This window comes from Pandoraea faecigallinarum (assembly GCF_001029105.3).
Lineage (GTDB): Bacteria > Pseudomonadota > Gammaproteobacteria > Burkholderiales > Burkholderiaceae > Pandoraea > Pandoraea faecigallinarum.
Genome location: NZ_CP011808.2, coordinates 213,309 through 235,922, shown reverse-complemented (window position 1 = coordinate 235,922; position 22,614 = coordinate 213,309). Strand labels below are relative to the sequence as shown.

The 22,614-nt window shown below is 60.7% G+C and carries 17 protein-coding genes and 5 pseudogenes; 10 read left to right on the top strand and 12 right to left on the bottom strand.

Features of this window, described 5'->3' with window-relative positions:
• Positions 1 to 31: 31 nt before the first annotated feature.
• The 4 genes from AB870_RS24095 to AB870_RS26650 all read right to left on the bottom strand — a co-directional run bounded on the left by AB870_RS24095 (position 32) and on the right by AB870_RS26650 (position 3,249).
• Positions 32 to 250, bottom strand: a complete 219-nt coding sequence (locus AB870_RS24095; RefSeq protein ID WP_157112523.1) for a hypothetical protein — start codon at positions 248 to 250, stop codon at positions 32 to 34.
• Between the two features lie 1,742 nt (positions 251 to 1,992).
• On the bottom strand, positions 1,993 to 2,232 hold the full coding sequence (locus tag AB870_RS24085; RefSeq protein ID WP_047909168.1) for a hypothetical protein: 240 nt from the start codon (positions 2,230 to 2,232) through the stop codon (positions 1,993 to 1,995).
• A gap of 280 nt (positions 2,233 to 2,512) precedes the next feature.
• A complete protein-coding gene (locus AB870_RS24080; RefSeq protein WP_047909167.1) occupies positions 2,513 to 2,803 on the bottom strand; it encodes a DUF2471 family protein in 291 nt (96 codons plus the stop codon).
• A 104-nt stretch (positions 2,804 to 2,907) separates the two neighbouring features.
• Positions 2,908 to 3,249: a hypothetical protein gene (locus AB870_RS26650; protein WP_157112522.1), complete on the bottom strand. Its 342-nt coding sequence runs from the start codon at positions 3,247 to 3,249 to the stop codon at positions 2,908 to 2,910.
• 136 nt (positions 3,250 to 3,385) lie between these two features.
• Between AB870_RS26650 and AB870_RS24075 the strand changes: the two are divergent.
• Positions 3,386 to 4,347, top strand: a pseudogene (locus AB870_RS24075) (SOS response-associated peptidase family protein).
• 719 nt (positions 4,348 to 5,066) lie between these two features.
• Here the strand turns inward: AB870_RS24075 and AB870_RS24070 are convergent.
• Together AB870_RS24070 and AB870_RS24060 are read right to left on the bottom strand one after the other, a co-directional pair.
• A pseudogene (locus tag AB870_RS24070) lies at positions 5,067 to 6,859 on the bottom strand (ABC transporter ATP-binding protein).
• Between the two features lie 757 nt (positions 6,860 to 7,616).
• On the bottom strand, positions 7,617 to 8,243 hold the full coding sequence (locus AB870_RS24060; protein WP_047909384.1) for a hypothetical protein: 627 nt from the start codon (positions 8,241 to 8,243) through the stop codon (positions 7,617 to 7,619).
• A gap of 688 nt (positions 8,244 to 8,931) precedes the next feature.
• Here AB870_RS24060 and AB870_RS25985 point away from each other — a divergent pair.
• The 4 genes from AB870_RS25985 (at position 8,932) to AB870_RS24040 (ending at position 12,231) form a co-directional block, all read left to right on the top strand.
• On the top strand, positions 8,932 to 9,189 hold the full coding sequence (locus tag AB870_RS25985) for an NUDIX domain-containing protein (RefSeq protein WP_237170166.1): 258 nt from the start codon (positions 8,932 to 8,934) through the stop codon (positions 9,187 to 9,189).
• 468 nt (positions 9,190 to 9,657) lie between these two features.
• Positions 9,658 to 10,827: a hypothetical protein gene (locus AB870_RS24050; RefSeq protein WP_047909383.1), complete on the top strand. Its 1,170-nt coding sequence runs from the start codon at positions 9,658 to 9,660 to the stop codon at positions 10,825 to 10,827.
• A 108-nt stretch (positions 10,828 to 10,935) separates the two neighbouring features.
• Complete coding sequence (locus AB870_RS24045) at positions 10,936 to 11,658, top strand: ferritin-like domain-containing protein (RefSeq protein WP_047909164.1); 723 nt, start codon at positions 10,936 to 10,938, stop codon at positions 11,656 to 11,658.
• Between the two features lie 63 nt (positions 11,659 to 11,721).
• Positions 11,722 to 12,231 (top strand): ferritin-like domain-containing protein, encoded by a 510-nt coding sequence (locus AB870_RS24040; RefSeq protein WP_047909382.1) that lies wholly within the window; start codon positions 11,722 to 11,724, stop codon positions 12,229 to 12,231.
• Positions 12,232 to 12,240: 9 nt separating this feature from the next.
• On the opposite strand, the pseudogene AB870_RS25980 reads toward AB870_RS24040, so the two are convergent.
• Positions 12,241 to 12,654 (bottom strand): annotated as a pseudogene (locus AB870_RS25980) (IS5 family transposase); the annotation flags it as partial.
• Positions 12,655 to 12,738: 84 nt separating this feature from the next.
• Between AB870_RS25980 and tnpA (AB870_RS24030) the strand changes: the two are divergent.
• From tnpA (AB870_RS24030) to AB870_RS24020, 3 genes and pseudogenes are all read left to right on the top strand, one after another.
• Positions 12,739 to 13,179, top strand: coding sequence for an IS66-like element accessory protein TnpA (gene tnpA / locus AB870_RS24030; protein WP_047909163.1), 441 nt, complete (start codon positions 12,739 to 12,741; stop codon positions 13,177 to 13,179).
• Positions 13,155 to 13,505, top strand: coding sequence for an IS66 family insertion sequence element accessory protein TnpB (gene tnpB, locus AB870_RS24025; protein WP_047909134.1), 351 nt, complete (start codon positions 13,155 to 13,157; stop codon positions 13,503 to 13,505). The genes tnpA (AB870_RS24030) and tnpB (AB870_RS24025) overlap by 25 nt, the downstream gene beginning before the upstream one ends.
• A gap of 31 nt (positions 13,506 to 13,536) precedes the next feature.
• A pseudogene (locus AB870_RS24020) lies at positions 13,537 to 14,004 on the top strand (IS66 family transposase); the annotation flags it as partial.
• A gap of 71 nt (positions 14,005 to 14,075) precedes the next feature.
• Here AB870_RS24020 and tnpC (AB870_RS24015) read toward each other — a convergent pair.
• From tnpC (AB870_RS24015) to AB870_RS25975, 4 genes are all read right to left on the bottom strand, one after another.
• Positions 14,076 to 15,656 carry an IS66 family transposase gene (tnpC, locus tag AB870_RS24015; protein WP_047909161.1) on the bottom strand — a complete coding sequence of 527 codons (1,581 nt, stop codon included), beginning with the start codon at positions 15,654 to 15,656 and terminating at the stop codon, positions 14,076 to 14,078.
• A 32-nt stretch (positions 15,657 to 15,688) separates the two neighbouring features.
• The gene (gene tnpB / locus AB870_RS24010) at positions 15,689 to 16,042 is read right to left on the bottom strand and encodes an IS66 family insertion sequence element accessory protein TnpB (RefSeq protein ID WP_047909160.1); all 354 of its coding nucleotides are present in this window, start codon (positions 16,040 to 16,042) and stop codon (positions 15,689 to 15,691) included.
• Positions 16,018 to 16,542 carry an IS66-like element accessory protein TnpA gene (tnpA, locus tag AB870_RS24005; protein ID WP_047909159.1) on the bottom strand — a complete coding sequence of 175 codons (525 nt, stop codon included), beginning with the start codon at positions 16,540 to 16,542 and terminating at the stop codon, positions 16,018 to 16,020. The genes tnpB (AB870_RS24010) and tnpA (AB870_RS24005) overlap by 25 nt, the downstream gene beginning before the upstream one ends.
• Before the next feature lie 58 nt (positions 16,543 to 16,600).
• Positions 16,601 to 17,967 (bottom strand): IS3 family transposase gene (locus AB870_RS25975; RefSeq protein WP_157112521.1). Its coding sequence is split into 2 segments (ribosomal slippage): positions 16,601 to 17,493 and positions 17,493 to 17,967, totalling 1,368 coding nucleotides; the frame shifts between segments, so codons are not numbered across the junction.
• A gap of 292 nt (positions 17,968 to 18,259) precedes the next feature.
• Between AB870_RS25975 and AB870_RS23990 the strand changes: the two genes are divergently transcribed.
• Together AB870_RS23990 and tnpC (AB870_RS23985) are read left to right on the top strand one after the other, a co-directional pair.
• Positions 18,260 to 19,495 (top strand): IS110 family RNA-guided transposase, encoded by a 1,236-nt coding sequence (locus AB870_RS23990; protein WP_047909156.1) that lies wholly within the window; start codon positions 18,260 to 18,262, stop codon positions 19,493 to 19,495.
• Positions 19,496 to 19,605: 110 nt separating this feature from the next.
• Positions 19,606 to 20,706 (top strand): annotated as a pseudogene (gene tnpC, locus AB870_RS23985) (IS66 family transposase); the annotation flags it as partial.
• Positions 20,707 to 20,974: 268 nt separating this feature from the next.
• Here the strand turns inward: tnpC (AB870_RS23985) and AB870_RS23980 are convergent.
• Positions 20,975 to 22,552, bottom strand: a complete 1,578-nt coding sequence (locus AB870_RS23980; protein ID WP_047909155.1) for a hypothetical protein — start codon at positions 22,550 to 22,552, stop codon at positions 20,975 to 20,977.
• Positions 22,553 to 22,614: the final 62 nt, after the last annotated feature.

The window sequence follows — 22,614 nt, the reverse complement described above, 5'->3', positions numbered from 1 at the left end:
CAGGCCATCAGGCAGCACCCACAAGGCACGATTAAGGCAATCGTTGTCGATCCCCTGCACGGTGCGCATGGCCGGTGGGGCAGATGCGGAGCTTGGTCGGCACGTCGAGCGCTGCCGATCGGCACCACACGACGAGACCAAAATCGACGGTGCGGCGGTAGTGGTAGCGGCCATCCCAAGGCGTGAACGTGTATTCCATGTACGCGCAACCCAGGACCACAATCCAGTGATGCAGTGAGCGCGATGGCATATCGGCCTCCATCAAAAAGGGGTGGGATTCACCGCTACCGGATTCCAAGATTCGGAGCCCGCTTTTTGGGGTTTCGGTGCGGTCGGCACGAGGAGCCCGGATGGCCTGTTGCCGCCGTCTTTCCTGAGTTCATCGCCCGTGACGGTCAGGAGTGCGCGGCCCGGGGCCGTCAAGGAAACCAGCGCAGGGTGAGTGCGGCCCGCAGGCGCAGCCGAGGACACGGCCCTGCGCGCCTTGAGGGCGTCGGGCTGTGCGCTACAGTCGCGGACAAGGGAATGAAGTCAGGAAAGAGGGCTTAACGGTAAAGGGCTGTGCTGTATGCCGACCGTGTGCAAGCGACGCGCGCAGGCCCGGAGGGAAGCATCCGGGCCGTAGGCGTCAGATCAGCCGAACAGAGTGAGGGACGATAAGGACGTGTCTCGAGCCGAGATGCGACGATCCATTCAGGTCGGCGCACAACCGATGCCGAAAGGGATGTTTGAGCCGCAAGGGCGTTATCAGAAGCTCAGAGCTGAATGGCGTGTCGTCGAGGCCAGCGTCTCGGGTTTCGATGAATCTCGCCCACTCAGGCGTTATCGGCACCGAGCCGACGTCTCGAACGCTCACTTAGAGGGCGCACATCGGCCTACTTCCCCGTGAGGGAAGCCGTGCTGGCGGGAGGGCGCCGCGTTCAGCGCGCCTTGATGGTCCGACCTTCAACCGTGCCGCCGTAGCGAGACGTCCGGGACTTCGTCGAGCGTCATTACGGAGCACTCGCGTTGATCGCCGTTCGCGAGAACCGTAACAACCGACCGTGGCGTCCACATCTGTTTCAAGCGACCTCCCCAACGGTACAACACGTCGCTTGCGCAGCGCCTTGGAACTTCGAGTCTTCGGCGTAACCCGCTTCCACGCGACGCGCACCACGCACCCGTGCGATGGTTGGCATGTGAATTGCAGCCGGAAGACATGATGCCGCTCGTCGGGGCGCGTTCGCCGAGTGAGGGGGAGCAATTACAAATGGCTGTCGTTTTCGCTTTCGCCTACCGGGGATTTCGGGTTTTGTGTACGGCACTTCCGGACACCGGGGGCGGTTTTCGCGCCACGGCGCGGGTATCGTCTCTCACCGCCGGCGTTTCGCACGAAGATCAGGCAATCACTGTGCACGGTGGCCTGTACCGTGAGGCTTCGTCGGCGATCGAGGGGGCCTCTTCTCTGGCCAGAATGTGGGTCGATGGGCACCAGAATTAAAGACCGATGACGCGCCAGGGGGTGCGTTGCCATATCTGGCTCGCAGCACCGGGCAAGCGCGTGCCGAACGAGTCGAGGTGGCCGCGACGTTGGCTCGCCGTCGTCCTTTTTCGTGCCTCGCTTCATCAAGCATGCGGTGCAGGGCAGTGTGCAACCGGCCTAGGGCTTGCGGTACGGCTAGCCCTGCTTGGCCCACCGTTTTTGGGCTGCCCGGCGAGCCAGGGCGCTGCGCTCTGCTGCCGACATGCCCGCCATTCTCGCGAGGCCCCCCGCACGGGAGATCTGTGCGCGCTGTTCCGGGCGAAGCGCCTTCGCCCGAGCCTTTCCGCCCAAACTCGAGCGTTCCGTCATCGTTCCTCCGAATGTCCCGCTGGCTCACTCGTACCGGCGCTTCGCTGTGATGGCCGGCCGTCGCGCAGTCGAGCCTCAGTCGCACGCCACGTTAGGCCGACGCGGCTTTCGTCTGCCGGCGTAACGGTTCGAGGGCACGACGGGCCGAGTGCGATGGTGATTTACCGAAGCGCGACCTGATGTTGGTCGATCCAATCGCGCGCCAGCGACGCCGCCGACTCAAGCGCCACCTGCTCCTTCTGTTGGATCGTATCGCCCGCGTGGCCTATCTGCTGCTCCTGGAATAAACCCGGGGCGGGCCACAGGATTTTCGCTGCCCCGCGAAACCCGCCGTGCGTTGTCGGCGTAGCCGTGCACAAAACCCGAAAGCCCTTGTAGGGAAAAGTCAGAACCGAAGCCATAGTCGTCACTTTGCGCGGACTTCATGTCGGCGGCCTGTCCTCTCATGGTGGCGATCCGCACGACGCCGCTATTCACCGATGTTGGAAAAACGGCGCGCAGCCTGCGCCGCCCTGAACCGGTTCCTATCATAGAACGGAGTCGCGCCCCAGGGCTACCCCAGAGCCGGCTGGGGTCCGGCTCTCGTACCTCGTAGGGAAGATGCTTGGGATTCCGCGCGGGATTCTCACCTGTCAGGCTGCGGCGGCCGCACCCGCGCGCGTGAAGCGGTACACCGCGATGTCAGTTGACGCGTCGCCAGGCATCAACAATGGCGCCGAGAACCGGTGGCACAAATTCATGCCCGTCAAACGACACGGGCCGATCGTCTTTCGGATAGCCGAGTACTGCTGGCGCACGCAACATACCGAGGATCCTGGGACGATGTGCTCCGCTCGCCGCGACCTCTGCGAGGAGTTCCGACTCGATCTGACGCAGCAGCGCCCAGGTCAATACTCCGGCCGTGCGGCGACGCGACACGACCGCCGGTACCGTTTCCTTCACGGCCGCAACAGCGGCAAACAGCAGATCCATGCACTCTCCTTCCCGTAGGTAAATAATGCATCGTTGAAATAGGGCTACCGCTCCACGGGTGCCCGCGCCCACCTGTGCCGCAAAGCGGGAATCAGGACCCTCGATCATCCGGATTCACGCGGGGAGACTGGTCTGCAAAACCACGCCTGACGGTAGACTTCGCTATGCCGCCGGCGGACCTCTACTTCTTCGTCGCCGGCAAGAATCAGCCCACCGCCGTTGAACCGAACCACACGGAAGTTGTGCAGTGGGGGTAACAGCGCTGCGCCCGAAGCCCGTCCACACGCCGTGAGCGTCACTGCCTGCACGCGTAGGGGCGTACCGGCGCGATAGCCGCCGGCGAAGGACCAGCTGCACAGGTAGCCGCGCACGGGCGGGCTGACAAGGAAGTCCGCCTCGGAGAGCTTTTCGCCGGCGCGGCGAAGCCTGAACACGTCGACAAGCATGGCGCAAAATACTGTTTATTTGTGCAGTATTATAGGCATGCAACCACGAGGTTCACAACCGGTGCCTCGAGGTAGCCGGCAGCGAGGGTGCTGCCGGGCCATGAGGGCGCCATGAAGGGTCAATGAGGAGGGTTCGATGTGTTATTCGGCCCAGATTGAGGCCAGTTTTCGCCAGTACGAACGAACGTTCGGGGCACAAGACGACCTGCCCGCGTTTTTCGACCTATACGCCCACCGTGCGACCGACGCAAAGCTCAGGGTGCCCAAAACCGTCGACGCGGCGTTCGCGCGCGCGGCGGAGGATTCCGCGTTCGCTGAACTCCGCGAGTCGACTCGCAGCTTTGAGATCACACAAGGGGCGGTTCTGGAGCAGGAATTGTTCAGGCAGCGCACTCGCCTGGCGGACGCCGAACGGACCTTGCCCAGCAAAGTCACGAAGGCCGCCCTGGAGAGCCAGCGCATCGCATTGGCAAAGATCGCGTTGACGTTGCGTCGCCTTGACAATCTGCGCCGCACAGCGCTCAAAGACCGCGATTCACGCATCTTCCCCGGTGGCTATGCGCCCGTTATGGTGATGAAGCACGGCCGTCGCGTAATGAAGCCCATGCGCTATCAGTGCCGACCGGCCGGCAAGCCTGCCAACTACGACACCCGGTTCCCGGAAAGCTACAACGCGAGACGGGATAATTCCCAGGGCTTCTGGAAGGCCCAGTTCGGGCTCACGCATGGCGTGATGATCGTCGACGCGTTTTACGAGAAGGTGAGCCGGGCACGCATGGAGCATCGGGCGTTGGCGCCGGATGAGGAAGACGAAAATGTGGTGCTCGAATTTCGACCGAACACGGGGGCCGCATGCTGGTGGTATGCCGGTGGTCGCACTGGACGGGCGCTGGCCAACCGGATCTGCTCTCGTTTGCCGCCATCACCGACGCGCGGCCGCCCGAGGTTTGCGCGACGGACCACGATCGCTGCATTATTCCGATCAAGCCCGAGCACGTCGACGCGTGGCTCAACCCCATGCCCAGCGAGTTGGAGGCGCAATTGGCCATTCTTGACGACAGGGAGCGGCCCTACTACGAACATCGACTGGCCGCATAGAAGCCGATTCGCTGCGGGCGAAATGCGAAAACGAAAGCTTCGGAAGATCCGGTTTTTCGTAGGACATTCCTTCGTGAAAATTTGTCTTTCGTGCAACATAGGACGAGCGAGCGAAAGACAAAAATCGGCCTTTCTTTGTCTTTCGAGGTGCCGCAATTATCTTGCGACGTTATGGAATCGTCGGTGCTATCCGACCCGGACAAGGGTTCGCAGGCAGGTCCGTCTCACTCAGCGTTATAGCTCTTGCGGCTTTTCTATATATATACATATATATATTGACGTAAAACAGCAACCTTCCAGCGAACGTGACATTGCAGGACCTCCGCGCATCCGAGATTCCGGCAGGCCCTGCTGGAGAAGCGGCGCTTGCGGGATGTGATTGGTGTATTTTCCCGGTTAACGGGTTCGCGGGTGAAGCGAAGTTGGGGCGACTTGAATTGCAGTTACATTGCGACCACACCATAGGCATCCGAACCATTCCCGGAGAATCGCCGTGAGCACGTGCGCCGACACCTACGTCCGCGCCCGCATCGTCCTGGGGGGCATCAAGGCCGTGCACATGCTTCGCAAGGGCAGATGCTTGCCCCCCAAGGGACGCCGTGCATCCCCTGCTGAGAAATTCTATGCATTGGCCGCGTAAAAACCAACGCTCCCTTGGCTTCGCTTCGGCGTAACTTCGTTATCGCGACAGAACCGCAAAGACGACGGTGCATCAACTGCTACCCCGAGGGGCCAACGAGTCCCTTGGCGAGTCCGAGCGCCTGCCGCTCGAACAGCTTGCGGTAGACGCCGCCGTCGCGCCGGATCAACTCGTGGTGCTTGCCCTGCTCCACAATCCGGCCCCTGTCCAGCACGATCAGCCGGTCGAGCGCGCGCACCGTCGATAGCCGGTGCGCGACGACGATCGTCGTTCGGCCGATCATCAGTCGCGCCATGGCCTGCTGGATCGCCGCCTCGCTTTCGCTATCAAGGCTGGACGTTGCTTCATCAAGAATGAGCACAGGCGCATTGGCGAGGAAGGCGCGCGCGATCGCGACGCGCTGGCGCTCGCCACCCGACAGCTTGAGCCCGCGTTCGCCAACGAGCGTGTCGTAGCCCTGGGGCAGCGCGGCGATAAACTCATGCGCGCTCGCCAGCCGCGCGGCGCGCTCGATGTCGGCGCGTCTGGCGTCGGGCCGCGCGTAGGCAATGTTCTCGGCGAGCGTGCGATGAAACAGCAACGGCTCTTGCTGGACAATCGCGATCTGACTGCGCAGCGACGCTTGCGTGGCCTGCGCGATGTCCTGCCCGTCGATCAGGATGCGCCCGCCCGCCACGTCGTATAGTCGCTGGACCAGCTTGATGAATGTCGTCTTACCGGACCCGGAATACCCCACCAGTCCGATCCGTTCGCCAGCGGCTATCTCCAGCGAGAAGTCCTGGTAAAGGCGCTGCGTACCGCGATAGCCGAAGGTGACGTGCTCAAACCGGATCTCGCCCCGGCAGATAAGGATGGGCCGCGCGCACGGTTTGTTCTCGATGCCAAGCGGCTGGCGTTCAAGCGCCACGAGCTCCTCCATGTCATTGACGGCGCGTTGCAGATTGCGGATGTGCATCCCCATGTCGCGCAGATAGCCCTGCATCACCAGGAACGTTGTCAGCGCGAAGGCGATGTCACCCACGTTCGCGTGCCTGGCGCGCCAGAGCCACAATGCCACGCCGAGCATCGTCGCCTGCATCGCGACAAGCATCAAGCCCTGCACGCTGGCACTCAGTATGCTGCGCCCCCAGGCGCGCCGCAGGCGCGCGCGCCACTTCGAGATGACGCGCTCAAGCCGCGCCTCCTCCCGGGTTTCGGCTCCGAAGGCCTTAACGACAGGATTGCAGGTGATCGCGTCGGCGAGCGCACCGCCCAGGCGTGTGTCCCAATGATTGCCTAGGCGCGCGGCCGGCGCGACGCAGTGCAGCGACATGATGGCCGTCACCACGATATAAACGATCGAGCCCACACCTACGATCACGCCCATCACCGGCCAATGCACGCCGAGCAGCAGCGTCGTGCCCACAAGCATCGCAAAGGACGGCCAGAGCGCCATCAGCAGCGTGTCGTTTAGCAGGTCGAGCCCCCACAGGCCGCGCGTGATCTTGCGCACGGTCGAGCCGGCGAAGCTGTTCGTGTGCCAGTCAGTCGAGAAGCGTTGCACGCGATGTCGCTCATCATCTTCAGCGTGAGGTGAATGATCTGGGCGAGCATCGTTTGCCGCAGCACGGTGCCAGCAAGGCCCAAGCCAGTCAACGCGCAGAACGCGCGCAGCGCGTCGAGCCAGGGGGCGCCATCGCCCGCAGCGTCGTGTGCCAGCGCGTTGATCAGGCGGCCCGCGAAAAGCGGCGCGAGCACGTCGCCGAGCGCGACGGCGAGCGCACAGGTGAAGACTGCAGCGAGACGCCACGGCTGAGCACGCCAGCGCCGAAAGGTGAAAGCGAGTGCGTCGAGGAACGGCCGCTCGCCCGCGTGGGTCGTTGTCTGGGTCATGGCATAAAGCTCAGGCCACCCGATGCGCAGACGCATCGAAAAAACGTGGACATAAGAACACAGCCCGTGGCGAGACGCAGGACCGGCACGGGAGAGAACACAACGGGAATCTCGCGATTACCTCGTACAGGCGCTCCGTCGTCGATACTCCGCCGCCCCATGGGCAGGCGTGTCGGTGCTCACGCGCCGGTATGCGGGGAGCCGACCGAGCTGGCTTCCAGGGCGGGGTCGAGTCCTGTTCATCGGCGGTGCTGCCGCTACGCTTGCGCACGGGCCCTCATTTTTCGCTGATCGCACCCCTACACAAGTGCTTGGCGAAATGCACGAAAGGTTTCGAGTCATCCTGTTTCGGCGGCTGGCCGGACTGACGGCCCCACTTATCACGCCCGCACGTCAGCGGGACCTACGGCTCCTGAGGCACGCCAGGCGTGCGATGACCGCTTCCTTGAAGTCCGCGAAGCAGGGGAGCGGCCTCAGTTCGGGGCCAGTTCCCGTCGGATGCGAGAACGAAGATGCAATCCTGTGGCATGCCGCCGTGCGGGAGCTCTCTGCTGACGCGACGCGCATTCTGACGACGATGAAGGCCGCGGCCAGTCTTACCAAAGAAGGCGTTTATCGAACGGAAATATGACGGACAGGCAAGAAATTTTTGTTACCAAGCCCCCATGTTTGGCCACCTGCTGACGTTGCGCGCAGACCGACGGGCATTAAGCTGCCGAGCCCGCGCGCCGGGCTCGACCAACGGGTACGCTTCAGTTCAATGTCGGCTTCGGGCCACGCTATCTCTTGCCTGTTCCGCGCGCGCCGCGCCGATTGCGGACTCGACGTGCTTTCTCTCTTCGGGCGGGGGCAGCACGGCCGGATAACCGAGCGTTTCGATCCAAAGCTCACGGGCCCAACCCTTCGTGTGATACAGATGATGAGCCTCTTCGGTCTGCACGGCAGACACAGCCTCTTGCAGCACCTTGGCGAGTTCACCGCCGGTTTTCTCCGCCACGGTGGCAAGCAGTTCCCAATTTTGGTGGTCCTTGGTTTCCGCCAGCACGACACATTCGGCAGCGGTAATTTGCGCAAGCACTTCGTCGCCGGCCTGGCATGCTATGTCTATTGCCTTGACGAGCGACGCGCCGTGGTGTGCGACCACCTCACGCCCGGGCGCGCGCGTATTTAGATCAAGCCCGAGTGCGGAGAACACCTCGCGTAACACCTCCTGATGGTTTTTCGTCTGCTCCAGGTATTCGTTCCATTCTTTCCTGAGATCTGTATTTTTTACACACGCTAACGCTGACGTGTAGACCTGCTCCCCGCCGATTTCGGTCTCGTAGGCCTGAAACAACAACTCTTGAAGAGCGGGGTCATCGGATTGCATTTTGCGGGTCGTCATATCTATCTCCTGCCAGTGGTGGGGGACGGCCTCGGATAAGAGCGTATGCAATTATTGTGCCGCCGCTGCTAGCCCGCCATTTGCTGAATCGGGTAAACGGGGGAGGAGACAGAATGAACACGACCTGAGAGGCGTCCACGGACAGCAACCGTCCAACGCCAGCGAGCGCCCTGCCGCGCTATTTTCTCTTTGTCGCCGTGACGCTGACGCTCCGGATACGGTGGAAATACGGGCCCGTGCGCGCGGACGCGCTGAATGGGGCGCTGACGCTGACCAGCGGCAGGAGCGCCCCTGCCCCAAACAGGGGCTGTCTTCTATGCCCTCTTTGGGACGCGTACCGCACTGTGGGGGCCTTTGCCTCACCTCGACAAATCCGATCAAAGCACGCTGCCGGCGCGCGGTCATCAATGCAGCGGGCGCGGCGCACTGTGTGGAAAATTGTGAGGTTTCTTACCTCGCGTGAGAGACTGGTGGAAAAAGGGCCATCTCGTGCGCCGTCGCTATCGAGGGGATGTATCGCGAGCGTACTGAGGGCGCTTTGGGTCGCAGAATCGCTAGACGCGGTGGCTGCCCAGGGGGCAGCGAAAGAAGAGGCCCGTCCCATGAGCAGCTGCATTCCAATTAAGCGTATTTGCTGGAGCCGCGGGTGAGAGAGCGGGCCACCGTCGTATGCCGACGAGGTTCAAGGGTGATTCTTGTCGCTCGTGATGGCGGCCGTCGGTCGCTTCCTGGCGGTGCATTGAAACGCCAAGAAGCAGCGTCCTCTGCCGCTCGACGTGAACTGTATGAGGAAACCACGATCAATGCGCCCGCAGTCTCATATTTATTCGCATTCGGCGAGCTTAACAAGCAGCATCACGTTTTTGAAGTCACGGTCGACCGCTTCACCAAGCAAAACCGAGCAACGAGATACGGTGCTGCGGGTGGTTTCGCTGGCGGAGCGTGAAACGTCTCAACACAAGTTTGCCGACAAGATACATCGTGGAGTTAGCGTTCGGTCATTGTAGAGGCGGGCCAATGAGGGGCCGCTGAGCGGCGGCGTCAGCATTTTTGAATCCGTCGTGTCGTCGCGACGTTCTGACCGTTTCTTCCTCGTCGCCCTCCTGTAGCAGGTACTCGAGCCGCGGCAAGCGCCCGGCTAGGTTGCCGAACCTCCTGGGCTTCGCGTCTCGCTCTGCTGCAGGTTCCACCATCCCAAGGTACTCACGCAAATCCCTCCTCCCCTAGTTCGATTACCGCCGGCTATCTCTGGATGCTCAGCGAAGACTGCGGCGCGCTGCGGCGAAGCGCTATTTACAGATAGGAGTATTTTTTCCAACAAACACCTTTCTTCGTCTCCACATGGGCAGTGAAAGTGCCATGGCACGGCAATTGCGTCCGGTACATGGCACGCGAACCGACCATGGGAGAGGTTATGGAAAGCTTGACGAACCTGCTGGACGCGAAAGGCACGCCGCTGGACAGGCAGACATTCACGTGGAAGGAAATGGTCGGCAAGCCGATCAGCAAGCTGGACGACGACGCGTTCACCCGCGTGCGTGTCATTCTGATGAACGGCGTGGAAAGCGACGCCCTTCGTCTGAAGCATATTCTCTCGCGCATGTGCGGCGAACTCAGACTGCCCCTGGCGCAGGTCCGGCGCGTTGAGCAACATCAGGCGACGATGGTCAACTGGTTGCTATCTGCCGACCACTCGCCGATCGAGACCACGATCGCGTACGAGCAGGTGGCTGTGGAAGTGACCGCAGCGATTGCGCAGGCGGAGCCCGACCCATATCAGGCGCAGACGTATCGCTTCGGCTTGCTGGAGGACTTCGATCACCTCTATCGCTATTCGGCATTGCTCGATCGTGTCGAAGGCAAAGACGCCAACAATATTCTGCAAGGGTATACCGATATCGTTCCCGGACGGCCGACGCGCGTCGAGCATCGCGCGCCGGAAGACGATATTCGAACGCCCTATGACCGGAAGCAGGCCGCACTGATCACCAAGATCCATGCAACAATGCTCACGGGCGCAGAATACCAGACGCACGACTACTACATGAACATCGGACCGACGTTCGCCGACCCGGTAGCACGCGCGCTTTACGCCGAAATCGCTTCCATCGAAGAGCAGCACGTGACGCAATACGGCTGCCTATCGGACCCGGACGAATCGCCGCTCGAAAAATGGCTGGTCCACGAGGCGATGGAGGCTTACACGTATTACAGCTGCGTCGCGCACGAACCGAATACTCGCATCAAGGCGATCTGGGAGCGATTTCTGGATTACGAACTGGGCCATCTGAACCTCGTGTGCGAGTTATTCAAGCAACACGAGCGGCGTGACCCGGCGGAAGTGCTGGCGGGGCCACTGCCGAAACCTGTCGACATGCGCAGTCAGCGCGGTTTCGTGCGAAGCGTGCTGTACAAGGAAGTTCGGATGGGGGCTAAGGGAACGGAGTATGTGCAATCCACGGACGCCTCGGATGCCTCAAATGCCTATCGCGATGGACTGAACGCCGAGGGGTCTCCCACCGACACCGTCGCGGCCGGGTACCAATGGAAGCCCGGCACCGAACTCAATACGAAGGCCCTGTGAGACGGATCGCCGGTCTACGGTCCCGTCTCTGGTTTCGCCTCCAATCCCACCAGGAAAATCACTCGCGGGCCACATTACGTCTCCGCGAAATCATCCGAGGACACCACCATGAGTCTTCTGCAAAAAGAGAACGTCGATCGAACCGGGTTTCTCTTCAATCCCCTCGACGGCCGAAAACTTCGCGATTTCGCCGAAGAACAGCCGGCGGATCCGAATGCGCCGCCCACCTCCATTGCCGCGATGCGTGCGGCGTGCGCCGCCGAAGCCGTCCCCATCGGCTCTATACCTGTCGATGGCATGGCAGTTATGGTGGCCGCCGGCACGTCGTCCGACGTGGTTGCGACCCCGGTATCGCCGATGTTCCTGGACCGGCTCGGCGAGCGTCTTTCTTTCGAGCGTAGCGGCGTGAGGCTTTACGAAGCGCTGATCAGCAAGGTGGAAAGCTACGGCGAGGGCGACGGAAAAATGAAGGCTCAACTCGAACACTTCCGCGCTGAAGAGGCAGAGCATTTTGCGCTGCTCTCCGATTGCATCGTCAAGCTGGGCGCGGATCCCACGGCGCAGACCCCGGCGGCGGATGTTTGCGGCGTGACGAGCCTGGGATTTGTGCAGGTGATGTCCGATCCGCGCACCGACGTGTCGCAGGCGCTGACGGCGCTCCTCGCGGTGGAGGCGACAGATCAATGCGGCTGGGAGTTACTGATCGCGATGGCGCAGGCGGAGGGGCTGGCGGAAATGGCCGATGCCTTCTGGGATGCACTGGCGCAGGAGAACGAGCATCTGACGAGCGTCAAGCAATGGTTGTCGGATATCGTGATACGCGGGGCGTGAGCCCGCAGTGTTTGTGGCGGGGATGCTTTGCCAAACCGAACGCCAACGTAAATGGAGATTTACATGAATGAATCGATAGACCATCTGATCGACTGGCTGCAAGACGCTTACGCGATGGAAAAGCATGCCGAAACCATACTCAAGGCGCAAGCGTCGCGACTTAACCACTACCCCGAGCTGAAGGCGCGAATCGAGCAGCATATCGACGAGACGATCGGGCAACAGAAGGCGCTCGAAACGTGCCTTGAAGGACTGGACAGCGGCCCTTCCGCGATGAAGGATCTCACTGCCCGGATGGGCGCATTCGCACAGGCGCTTGGCGGTGGCCTCGCGTCGGACGAAGTGGTCAAGGGAGCGATGGCGGGCTTCGTCTTCGAGAACATCGAAATTGCCGCATACACGACGCTCATTGCAGCCGCCCGGGAGTGCGGGCGCGACGACGTACGCCAGACCTGCGAAGCGATCCTTCCGCAGGAGATCGAAATGGCGCGCTGGCTGCTCGCTCATCTTCCGCAGGTCACAGAGACCTATCTGGCTCGCGATGCGGTCGACGACGATGCAGCCAAACGTTAAGAGACAAGTTCAAAAAGTCAGTTGAGTGTTTCTGAGGATGTTCCAGCAGACGAGAGAACAGCCGAGTTCGAGGAATGCTTCGTGAATATCGGCGCGCCGATCGAAGCGGATGCGAAGCCGCCGGAAACGATGGAGTCAGGAGTGGGTGCGCTCAACGACCCAACGATATTTGCCCAGCCCGCCGCCGTGTTAGGCCCGACGCTCGGCGATCATAGGTTTGATGCCTCGCTCGCGCAGTGCGCGCCGGTGCCGGGTGGAATCGTAGCCGCGATCGGCATAGACGATACCGGGCTTCTGAAGCGGGCGGCCGCGAACACCGCGAATCGGTGCAATCTCGTCAACGAGGGGCAGCAGCTGTGTGACGTCGGCGGCGTTCGCGCCGGTGAGGATCGCGACGATTGGGATACCGTTGGCGTCTACGAGGTAAGCCGTCATTAAAGGACGCCCTATCGCGGTAGCTCGACAGGGGTCAAGCTTGCGTCCGCAAAGACTTTTGCGGACGCAAACATGAATGAACTCAACGAAACCGACTGTTTCCCGCTGCGGGTCGTACGCATACGTTCGAACGGCAAACGTGACTACGACCCCATCGCCAAGCGGCGACTGGTCGAGCTATGCCGTCGGCCGGGCGTGTCGATTGCCCGGCTGGCGCTTAAGGCCCAAATCAACGCCAACCAACTGCGCAAGTGGATTCGTGAGCACAAACGGGGAGGTGCCGTTATGACGCCCGTCACCGAGCCTGTGACCTCGACATTCGTACCGATCGCCTGCACACCACCCGCTACTACGATTGAGTCCTCTGCACCTGAGCCGCAAATCATCGCCAGCGTGCATGTGCGTCTGCCCAATGGCGTGCAGCTCGATCTCGAGAAATCAGATCTGGCCCAGTTGACGGCGGTTATCGAGATGCTCGGGAGGTTGCCGTGTTCCGGTTCGACGAAGCGCTAAAAGTGTACCTGCACCGCGAACCCGTGGACTTCCGTCAGAGCATCAACGGTCTGTCGATACGGGTGGAGCAAGCCATGCGCCTGAATCCGATGGCCCCGGCGCTGTTCGTGTTTGGTAATCGGCGGCGAGACCGCATCAAGATTCTTGGCTGGGGCGGCAACGGCTTCTGGTTGCTGATGAAGCGACTCGAGGCCGACCGGTTCATCTGGCCCGGGGGCGATGACGTCGTGACGCTCAGTATCGAACAGCTGCACTGGTTGCTCGAAGGAATCGATCTGTCCGTGATTCAGAAACATCCTCAGCGCCATTACCTGCGCATGAGCTGAACGTCGCGCTTACCGCATGGTCAAACTGGCCATGCCAGAAAACACCATCATGCTCAGCGCCGCAGAATATCAGGCGCTGATCGCCGCCAGTGCCGAGCGCGACGCCTTACGAGGCGAGCTTCGGTTCGTGACGGCGCAGCGTGACCTCGCACAGGAGAAGCTTCGCGCCTACAAACACGAACTGTTCGGCGCATCGAGTGAAGCCCGTCATGCCGACCAACTCGGTCTATTCAACGAAGCCGAGTCGCTGGCCTCAAGCACTGGCTCCGCGCGCGAAGAATTGCCGGGCACAACCGTCACCGCCCACACGCGCAGCAAACGCGGGCGCAAACCGCTCGATCCAAACCTGCCGCGCGAAGTCGTTCGACACGAACTGCCCGCATCTGAGCAGTTCTGCTCGCACGATGGCCACGCCCTAGTGGTAATTGGCGTCGAGACGAGCGAACAACTGGATGTGATTCCCGAGCAGGTTCGTGTGATCCAGCATCCGCGCGTCAAATGTAAGCGGTCCGCGAAAAACGTCCCTCAGAGAAAAATCACGAGGAACGTGAGGTGTGACAACGCAGCGAGTCAGCGGAGATCGGCAGGCATTTTCCATGGCAGCAGGGCGTCGTAGTCGTCGACGCTCTGCGCCAGTGGCAGACGCTGGAACAGCCAGGTGAGATAGCGATACGGATCGATGTCGTTCGCTTTGCAGGTCTCGACGAGCGAATAGAGGTTGGCGCTGGCGTTCGCGCCATCCACGGTGTCAGAGAACAGCCACGAGCGACGGCCGACGCAGAACGGTCGAATCGAGTTCTCGCAGGGATTGTTCGAGATGGGCCAACTGCCATTCTCGACGTAGCGCACCAGCTTGGGCCACTGTGCACGCAGGTAGGTAAGCGCCTTGCCGAGCAAGCCCTGCGGCACAACACCGGGCGATTGCTCAAGCATCAGTGCGTGGATGACGTCGAGCACCCGAACGCTGTATCGTCGTCGCAATCGCTGTCGTCGCTCGGCCTCCCACATTTCAGTGCGCGCCTCGGCGGCAAACAGCTTGCCGATCAACTTGATGAAGCGCGTCGCAAGCAGTTCAGGAGTACGCGCGACTTTCGGTACGTTCTCCTCCGCCTTGACGAAGTAGCGTCTGGCATGAACCCAGCATCCGAGATGCACGAGTTGGTAACGCCGCGCGATATCGTTATAGGGCTCGTAGCCGTCTGTCATCAGCACTGCCCCCTGACGGATGTCAGTGAACAGCCTGTCAGCCAGTTTGGCGCCGCGTCCGGGCGTGTAGGTGAAACACCGGATCGGCGTTCCCGACCCCGTCATCTGCGACCAGAGATAGCTCTTCGATTGCGCTCGTCGGTTTTCTTCTTTGAGCACCTGGAACGTGGTCTCGTCACAATAAACGATCCCGGCCTCGAGCAGTGCATCACGCATCAGGTTGATCACCGGCTGCGTGGCGAGACCGACGCGGACCATACTCGCGGCAAGCGTGTTCGACGAGATGTCACCGCCGAAGCGGCGCAGCAGGCCAGCCTGGCGGTACAGGGGCATGCCGAACTGATACTTGCCGGTGGCAATCCACGCGAGCGCCGATTCGGTAAGCAGCCCACGCGCAATGATGCGCGGCGGTGCCGGAGTGACCTTGATGCCCAGATCGCAGCATGGGCATGCGTACTTGACGCGCTGGTGCTGGATCACACGAAGCTGCTCCGGGATCACGTCGAGTTGCTCGCTGACTTCGACGCCGAACTCGACGAGTGCATGGCCATCGTTCGCACAGAAACGTTCAGCTTCAGGCAATTCGTGCCGCACGACCTCGCGCGGTAGGCTCGGATCGAGCGGCTTGCGCTTGCCGCGCTTCTTGCGTGTGTGCGCAGCGACCGTCGACTCCGGAATATCTTCCCGCGCGGGGGCGCTGTTCTTGCCAAGCACTTCGGCTTCGTTGAACAAGCCGAGCTGATTGTCGCCCCGCGCCTCACTCTTTGCACCGAACAGCTCGCGGCGATAGGCCAGAAGCCGTTCTTCGGCGAGATCGCGCTCTGCCGTCACGAGCCGAAGAGCACTGCACAATGCCTCTTTTTCTTCTCGTAGCGCACGAGCGGAATCGCGCTCGGCAAGCAGCGCTTTCAGTTCATCGGCGGTGATCGTGACGTTGATCGGCATGCGCGATTAGACCGGAATGCCACTTGCCTGTTTCAGCTTACCCGCAGATATTCTTGCCGCGTATGACGCCGGATCGCGGTGATGTCGTCGCCGTCGAGCAGCGCGTGCAGCACATCGGTCGTCATCGTGACGACATCGGTCTTGTTGTCGGGCCAGATGAAGCTGCTAGCTTCCAGGCGTTTCATCAATAGCCAGAAACCGCTACCGTCCCATCCAAGAATCTTGATCCGGTCGCGACGCCGGTTGCCAAAGATGTAGAGCGAGCCGTCCATCGGGCCCAGTTGCATCGACTGCTCGACGAGGATCGACAGGCTGTTCATGCCATAGCGGAAGTCGACCGGATCGCGGTGCAGGTAGACCTTCAGGCCTTCGTCGAACCGGAACACGGCATCCTCCCCAGAATCTGGACCAGGGTGGTCAGCTCCTCGATCGACGCGATGGCGCGCCCCATCTCGAGCTCGACACCGTTGGCCAGGCGCACATGTAGTTCGAGTTGCATCGACACAGCCGACGGTGCTGGCACCGGCGCAGATGCGGCTGGCGTCGAAACGACCGGTACGAAAGCCGGAGACGCCGCGGTGGCTGGAGCGAGACTGCGCGAATCCGGCAAGTCGATGGTCACGCTCTCGATCTCGCTCGACAAAAGCCCGTCGTCATCTCCAGCGCGTTTCCTCGGCAAGATGCCTTGCTCACGCGCCATCAGGTACTTCGTGATCCATTTGCGCAGCAGGTTGGCATTGACCCCGTGCTCTTGTGCCAGCCTCGCCACCGATACGCCAGGTCGCAATGCCGCTTCGATCAGTGCCTGTTTGCTTTTCTCATCGTAACGGCGGCGGCCGTCGCGACTTTGTCGAACGACTCTCAACTCTGAGTCTTTGTCAGCCATAGGTGTCCACCTCAATAGTGAACTGAACCCCAGAAGTTGGACGGTGGTTGAACGAATTTCACGCGAAGCGAATCCGGTATTCGACGGGGCTTAGGCCTTTGAGCTTCAGCTTGATCCGATCGTGATTGTAGTACCGGATGTAGTGATCAATGCCTGCTTGCAGCTCCTCTACGCTGCGGAATGTCTCCAGGTAATAAAGCTCCGACTTTAACGTGCCGAAGAAGCTTTCCATCGCGGCATTATCAAGGCAATTACCTTTTCGCGACATGCTTTGCTTCGCCGCGTGTGCGTCAAGCAGCCGCCGATATTCGGGCATTTTGTATTGCCAGCCCTGGTCCGAATGCAGCATCGGCCGGTCATCAGCTTTCAACCTGCTAAAGGCTTTCTTGAGCATCCCGCCAACCATGCCGAAAAGTGGTCGAGAGGACATCTCGTACGAAACGATTTCGCCATTGAAGAGATCTAGCACGGGAGACAGGTACAGTTTCCGACCGCCCACGTTGAACTCGGTCACATCTGTCACCCACTTTTCATTTGGCCGATTGGCATAAAACTGACGCGCCAGGTCGTTTGGGGCAACGTGTCCGAGTTGACCTTTGTAGGAACGGTATTTCTTCACTCGTACCCGGCATCGCAACTGAAGCTGCACCATCAGTCGGCGAACCGTCTTGTGATTCACGAGGTCACCACCACGGCGGACAGCAGCCGTGATACGACGATAGCCATAACGCCCTTTGTGCCGGTCAGACAACTCCCGAATCTTCAACTTCAAGTCGGCATATTTGTCATTTCCCTGCAACGTCCTTTGCTGATAGTAGAACGTGCTGCGGGCAAGGCCGGCTAGCTGCAGCAGACCGGCAAGCGGGTAATGTTGCCTCAGCTCAAGCACGATCAGCGTCCGCTCTTTTGCGGTTGCCGAGCATTCGCCCGAACCAAGGCCTCGAGCTTTTCTAGATATGCATTCTCCATTCGGAGACTCTTGAGCTCGTCGATCAGATCCTGTCGACTGCGGTCATGGTCGGAATTCGGTTGCTTTGCTTGGTCAGAGGAGGCTTTTGACATCGTCTTGCGGCGCTCTCTGGGCACTCGCCCGAGAGCTTTCGGACCGCCTTGATTGAATTTATCTTCCCACTCGCCAATCACGTTGAAGCGGCGGATGTTGAACAGTGCTGCAGTTTGACGCTGCGACAAGCCTTCTTCGCGCATCCGCTTCAGCACCGAAAGTTTGAATTCAGCACTGAAATTCGTGGGAATCCGCTTCTTCGTTCGCACGCCTTCTTCACCATGAGCCCGATAGCCGGCAATCCATTGACGCAACGATGAAACATTGACGCTATGCCGTTGGGCAACCGCTTTTAGGCCGGCCTCGCCGCTGCAGTAATCTCTAACGGCCGCCAACTTGGCTTGATCCGTGTATTTTCCCATAAACTCTTCAGGTCGGAGTCCAACCTTCGGGATTCAGTTCAATAGTAACCGGCATGATATAGCCGGTGCCTCGCGTTTCCGCGCCGAGTGGTTTGAGCGTATGGTGTGACCATCCGGGACAGGGGCACTGGGGAGCACTTCGGGTGGGCAGGCCGTTGTTACACGATGAGCCGCGAGCTCGTGTTAGTAGTTGGCCGCCCCTGCGACCCGCCCGGTTGCGCTGTGAGCGCGAATCCGTAGTTGTCGTGCTGTCCCACCGGCTCCCAACAGTGATCTGATACGGGAGACGGTTATGCGAATCGTGGGGTTTGATGTCTCGCGCTCAGTGGCCGAGATCGCGTACCTGGAGGATGGCACGCTTCATGCAGGCGGCCGCACCGGGTTGCGACGCGACGAACTGGAGCGTTTTGCCGAGAAGCTGCGCGCCACCGATCATGTGGTGCTCGAAGCAACCGGCAACACTGCCGCCATCGTCAACGTGCTTCGTCGGCACGTCGCGCGCGTGGCGATTGCCAATCCGCTGCAAGTTCGGCTGATCGCGGAGGCTCGCGTCAAGACGGACAAGATCGATGCAGCCGTACTGGCACAGCTGTATGCAAGCGGCTTTCTGCCGGAAGTATGGATGCCGGACGAGCACACGCTGGCGTTGCGTCGACAGATCTCGCGTCGTTCACAGCTGGTGCGGCAGCGCACGCGGCTGAAGAACGAGATTCATGCGGTTCTGGCCGCGCATCTGATCGAGCGATGCCCCGCCACCGATCTGTTTGGCAAGAAGGGGCGTGCCTGGCTCGGCGTTCAACCGCTTCCGTTGGACGAGCGACTCGGTGTTGAGCAGCGGCTGCGCGAACTGGACCGCCTCGGTGAGGATCTGAGCGAGGTGGAGCAAGCACTCGCGCAAGCGACCATCGACGACGCGCGATTGCGCGTGATGCTGACGATCACCGGCGTCAACACCACGGTAGCGATCGGGCTGCTATCTGCCATTGGCGACATCGAGCGGTTTCCGAATCCGGAGAAGCTGGTGAGCTACTTCGGGCTCAATCCGTCGGTCTATCAGTCCGGCCCGACACCGGCCAGGCACGGCCACATCACCAAGCGCGGGCGCTCTTACGCACGGGCGATGCTGGTCGAGGCTGCCTGGGGCGCCACGCAGGCGCCTGGGCCGCTGCGCGCCTTCTTCCTACGCGTGCGCGATCGCCGCGGCCAGCAAATCGCCGTCGTCGCGACCGCTCGCAAACTCGCAGTGATCGTATGGTATGTGCTGACACGCGACGAGCCGTTCGCGTGGGACCGTCCCGCGTTGACCGCACACAAGTTACGTGCGCTGGAACTGCAGGCTGGAATGCCGGCGCAGCATGGCTCGCGAAAAGGCTCGGCTGCCGCCTACAGTCTGAAGAGTGTCCGTCAGCAAGAGCGAGCCGTGGCTGAGCAGTCTGAGCGAACCTATCAAAGACTGTTTAACCGGTGGAAGCAGTCGCGCCCCAAATCAGACAGCGCGCCGATACGGTGGCCGGAAGCGCGGACATAGCGAACGAGCGAAGTACGGCGTGGGGGGCTTGTGTATTTCATCCGTAGGTGGACACCTATGCTCCTCCATCACCAGGACCTTGGGTAGACGTCGTTACCGGACCGCTTACCGTCAAATACGCCTGCCCATGCTGCGATCTCGGCGTCAAGGTCACGCCAGCACCGACGCGGATTATCCCGCGCGGGCTGCTTACCGAATCGGCGCTCGCCTGGATCATCACCGGCAAGTACCAGTACGGCATGCCGCTGTATCGGCAGGCCACGCTGCTGCGCCGCTTCGGCGGCGATATCTCGTCGAATACGCTCGCCGCCAGTGTCGTGCGCGTGGGTCTGGCTGTGCAGCCCGTGATCAATTTAATGCGCGACACATTGCTCGAGTCAGACTTGATATATGGGGACGAAACGACGTTTCAGGTGCTAAAGGAAGCCGGCCGACGACCACAGGCAAAGAGTTATCTCTGGGCGCAGGTCAACGGCTCGGGCCCACCCGTGCGAATGTTTTCGTACTCGCCGGGGCGGGGTACTCAGCACGCGCAGCGACTCTATGCTAGTGTGCGGACCGGCGCTGCGCTGATGTCTGATGGGTACGAACTTTACAACGGCATTGCGCGTGAGCATCAACTCGTGCATCTCGGATGCTGGGCGCACGTGCGCCGAGGCTTTATCAAGGCTGAAGAGTCAGTGCCGAAAGCCTCCCGCACACCAGACTTGTTGGCCACGCGTTTCGTTGCGATGATCGCCAAGCTGTTTGCTGCAGAGGCCCGCAGCACAACATGGGCCTGCGAGCGACGTCAACGCCTGCGCTCCCGCTACAGCGCTCGCGTACTCGCTGTGCTCGAGCAAATGCTTACCGAGCACCTGCCCGGCGTTGTGCCATCGAGTCAGCTTGGACGAGCCTTGCAGTACATGCAGGGACAGTGGCCCAAACTGGTTCGTTACGTAGAGAACGGCGCCTGGCCGATTTCGAATAATCTCTGCGAAAACGCCATCCGCCCGTTTGTCATCGGACGCAAGGGCTGGCTGTTCGCGGATACCGTTGCTGGCGCTCAAGCCAGCGCGAACCTGTACTCACTCGTTGAGACCTGTAAGGCAAACGGTATCGAACCGTATCGATACCTGGTCTGGCTATTCAAGACGTTGCCGCTCGCTACCACGGCTGATGACTACGCAGCGCTTACCCCACGGAGTATGCCTGCTCTGACCGAACCTTGAGGGGCGTCGTTATTTGAGCGCTTACACTCGATTTCATCATCGAGCACGTACTCATCCAACACATGAAACGGGATAAAGCTTTCCAGACGTGGAAAGTAACCAACGCGGGTAAAGCGGGCGATTGAATGGCTTCGCTTCCCCACACTGGCCCGTGGCTAGGTGAATCGCCACGCGTTGCATAACTCCTAAGTTGTGCAACACCACCCTCCAGACTGAGCACGTTCGCCGAAACAGCTGATCACCATCACTGAAATACGCAGGGGAAACATCAGGTCGGTTGGAATTCGATGGCCCTAGTGCGTCGATTCAGGGTCATCGTAAAGACGCCCTCGGTGGCGAGCGAGACGGTGTCGTCGTCAAACTCAGATTCAAAATTCGCTTTGTATTCTGCCTTGGCCAAATGCCTCAGGAGTTCAAGGCTGGACAGCTTGTCGTTGATGGTCGTTCTTTCGCTCACGACGCAGCCCAGCGTCTCCCTGGCAGAGTCCTGGTCGTCCACGGCGAACCACTCGCCAATCTTTTCCCAGATCGATTCGAAGTAGTCTTGAGGTTTCGCGTCTTTTCCGAGAATTGTCACCCTCGTCTCGGAATGGTTCTCGACGACGAACTGGGGGGTGCGAACGCGCGTGTCAGCCTTCTTCCGGACGCGATCGTTTGCTGCTGTTTCTATGTCCCGTGTGCGTCCTGCCGTGCCGACGGGCAAGCCAAGCCGCGCCTTCGCATGTCCGGTGTCACGGCGTATCCGGTCTTGCGTCGAGGCGGGCTGCTCACCGACATCGATGATCACCTCGTCATGCTCTCGTAGGAGGCGCTCGAACTCCGAGCCCTGCGCCCAAATTCCGTTTTCACCTGCGTCCCCCTCCCGGATCAACTGCATGACGGGGGGGCGATACTTCAAGAAGTCTAACAGTCTGAGGAAGTCCTTCCGAATTGCTTCGTTTTTTTGGAAGTCAGTTTCCAAGCCTTGCTGCTGAGCGAGCGCTTCCGCGTCAAGCAGTTTGCACAGCAGCTCGCGCCCTTGCGCGGCAGGGATCGATATCGCACCGGTCTGGATCCCCAACAGAATCAAGCAAAGTCGACTTTTCTCGGCATCCGCCGTCACGCGCCACTGAGGCAACGACTCCGTGCCGCGCGACGCGTCACTGGCAGGGTCGCCCAGCGGTGCAGCCAGTGACGCCTCATAGTGCGCTGCTGCAACCCTAGACACACGCGCCTTGATGTATTCAATGGTATAGGCGCTCTCCGCGCGAACCGCCGCCGCTCTGACCTTTTCCAACTGGGGCGCGAATGTGTCAACAAGGTTTTTGCGCGCCTCTTCGGGAGCTAGCGCGCAGGCGTGCCCTATGAGGCTTGCGAAAAAGAGCATCCCCCCGCAAAAGTCTGCCCCCGCTATCGCCCCCGCGGTCGGCGCCAAAAATGGTGCCGCGATGCAGATCGCCATACAGGCGATAAACCCTAATAATGCGCCATAACGCGCGAGCACCTCTTCCGCACGGCCCGGCTTCAGCTCGGGTATTTTTTCGATGACTTCCTGTTTCGTTTCATCTAATAGTTGCGCCGCTTCAGCTAGCGTGGAAAGGATCTCCTGGCGCTCCACTGGCCCGTCTTTCCACATCTCTTTCACGCGCGTGATGTGGTTCTGACAGTTGCGCAATGCGGCACGACCTGCAGAACTGCCGTCGATCGCATCGAAATCGCTCATGAAACCCGGAATGGTGTCCAGAAAACCGCGCAGTGAGCGTTTAAGCGCTGAATTAATAACGACTTGGTCCGGTGACACGGATGCGAGGTATTGGGTCTGCGCCGATGGGCGCAGCGCGTTGTTTCCGACTCGGTCATTAGCCATGGCGGTATTGTCAGCGCACTCCACCGAAGTGGGACGGCATCGGTGACGTTGATTCGACGGTT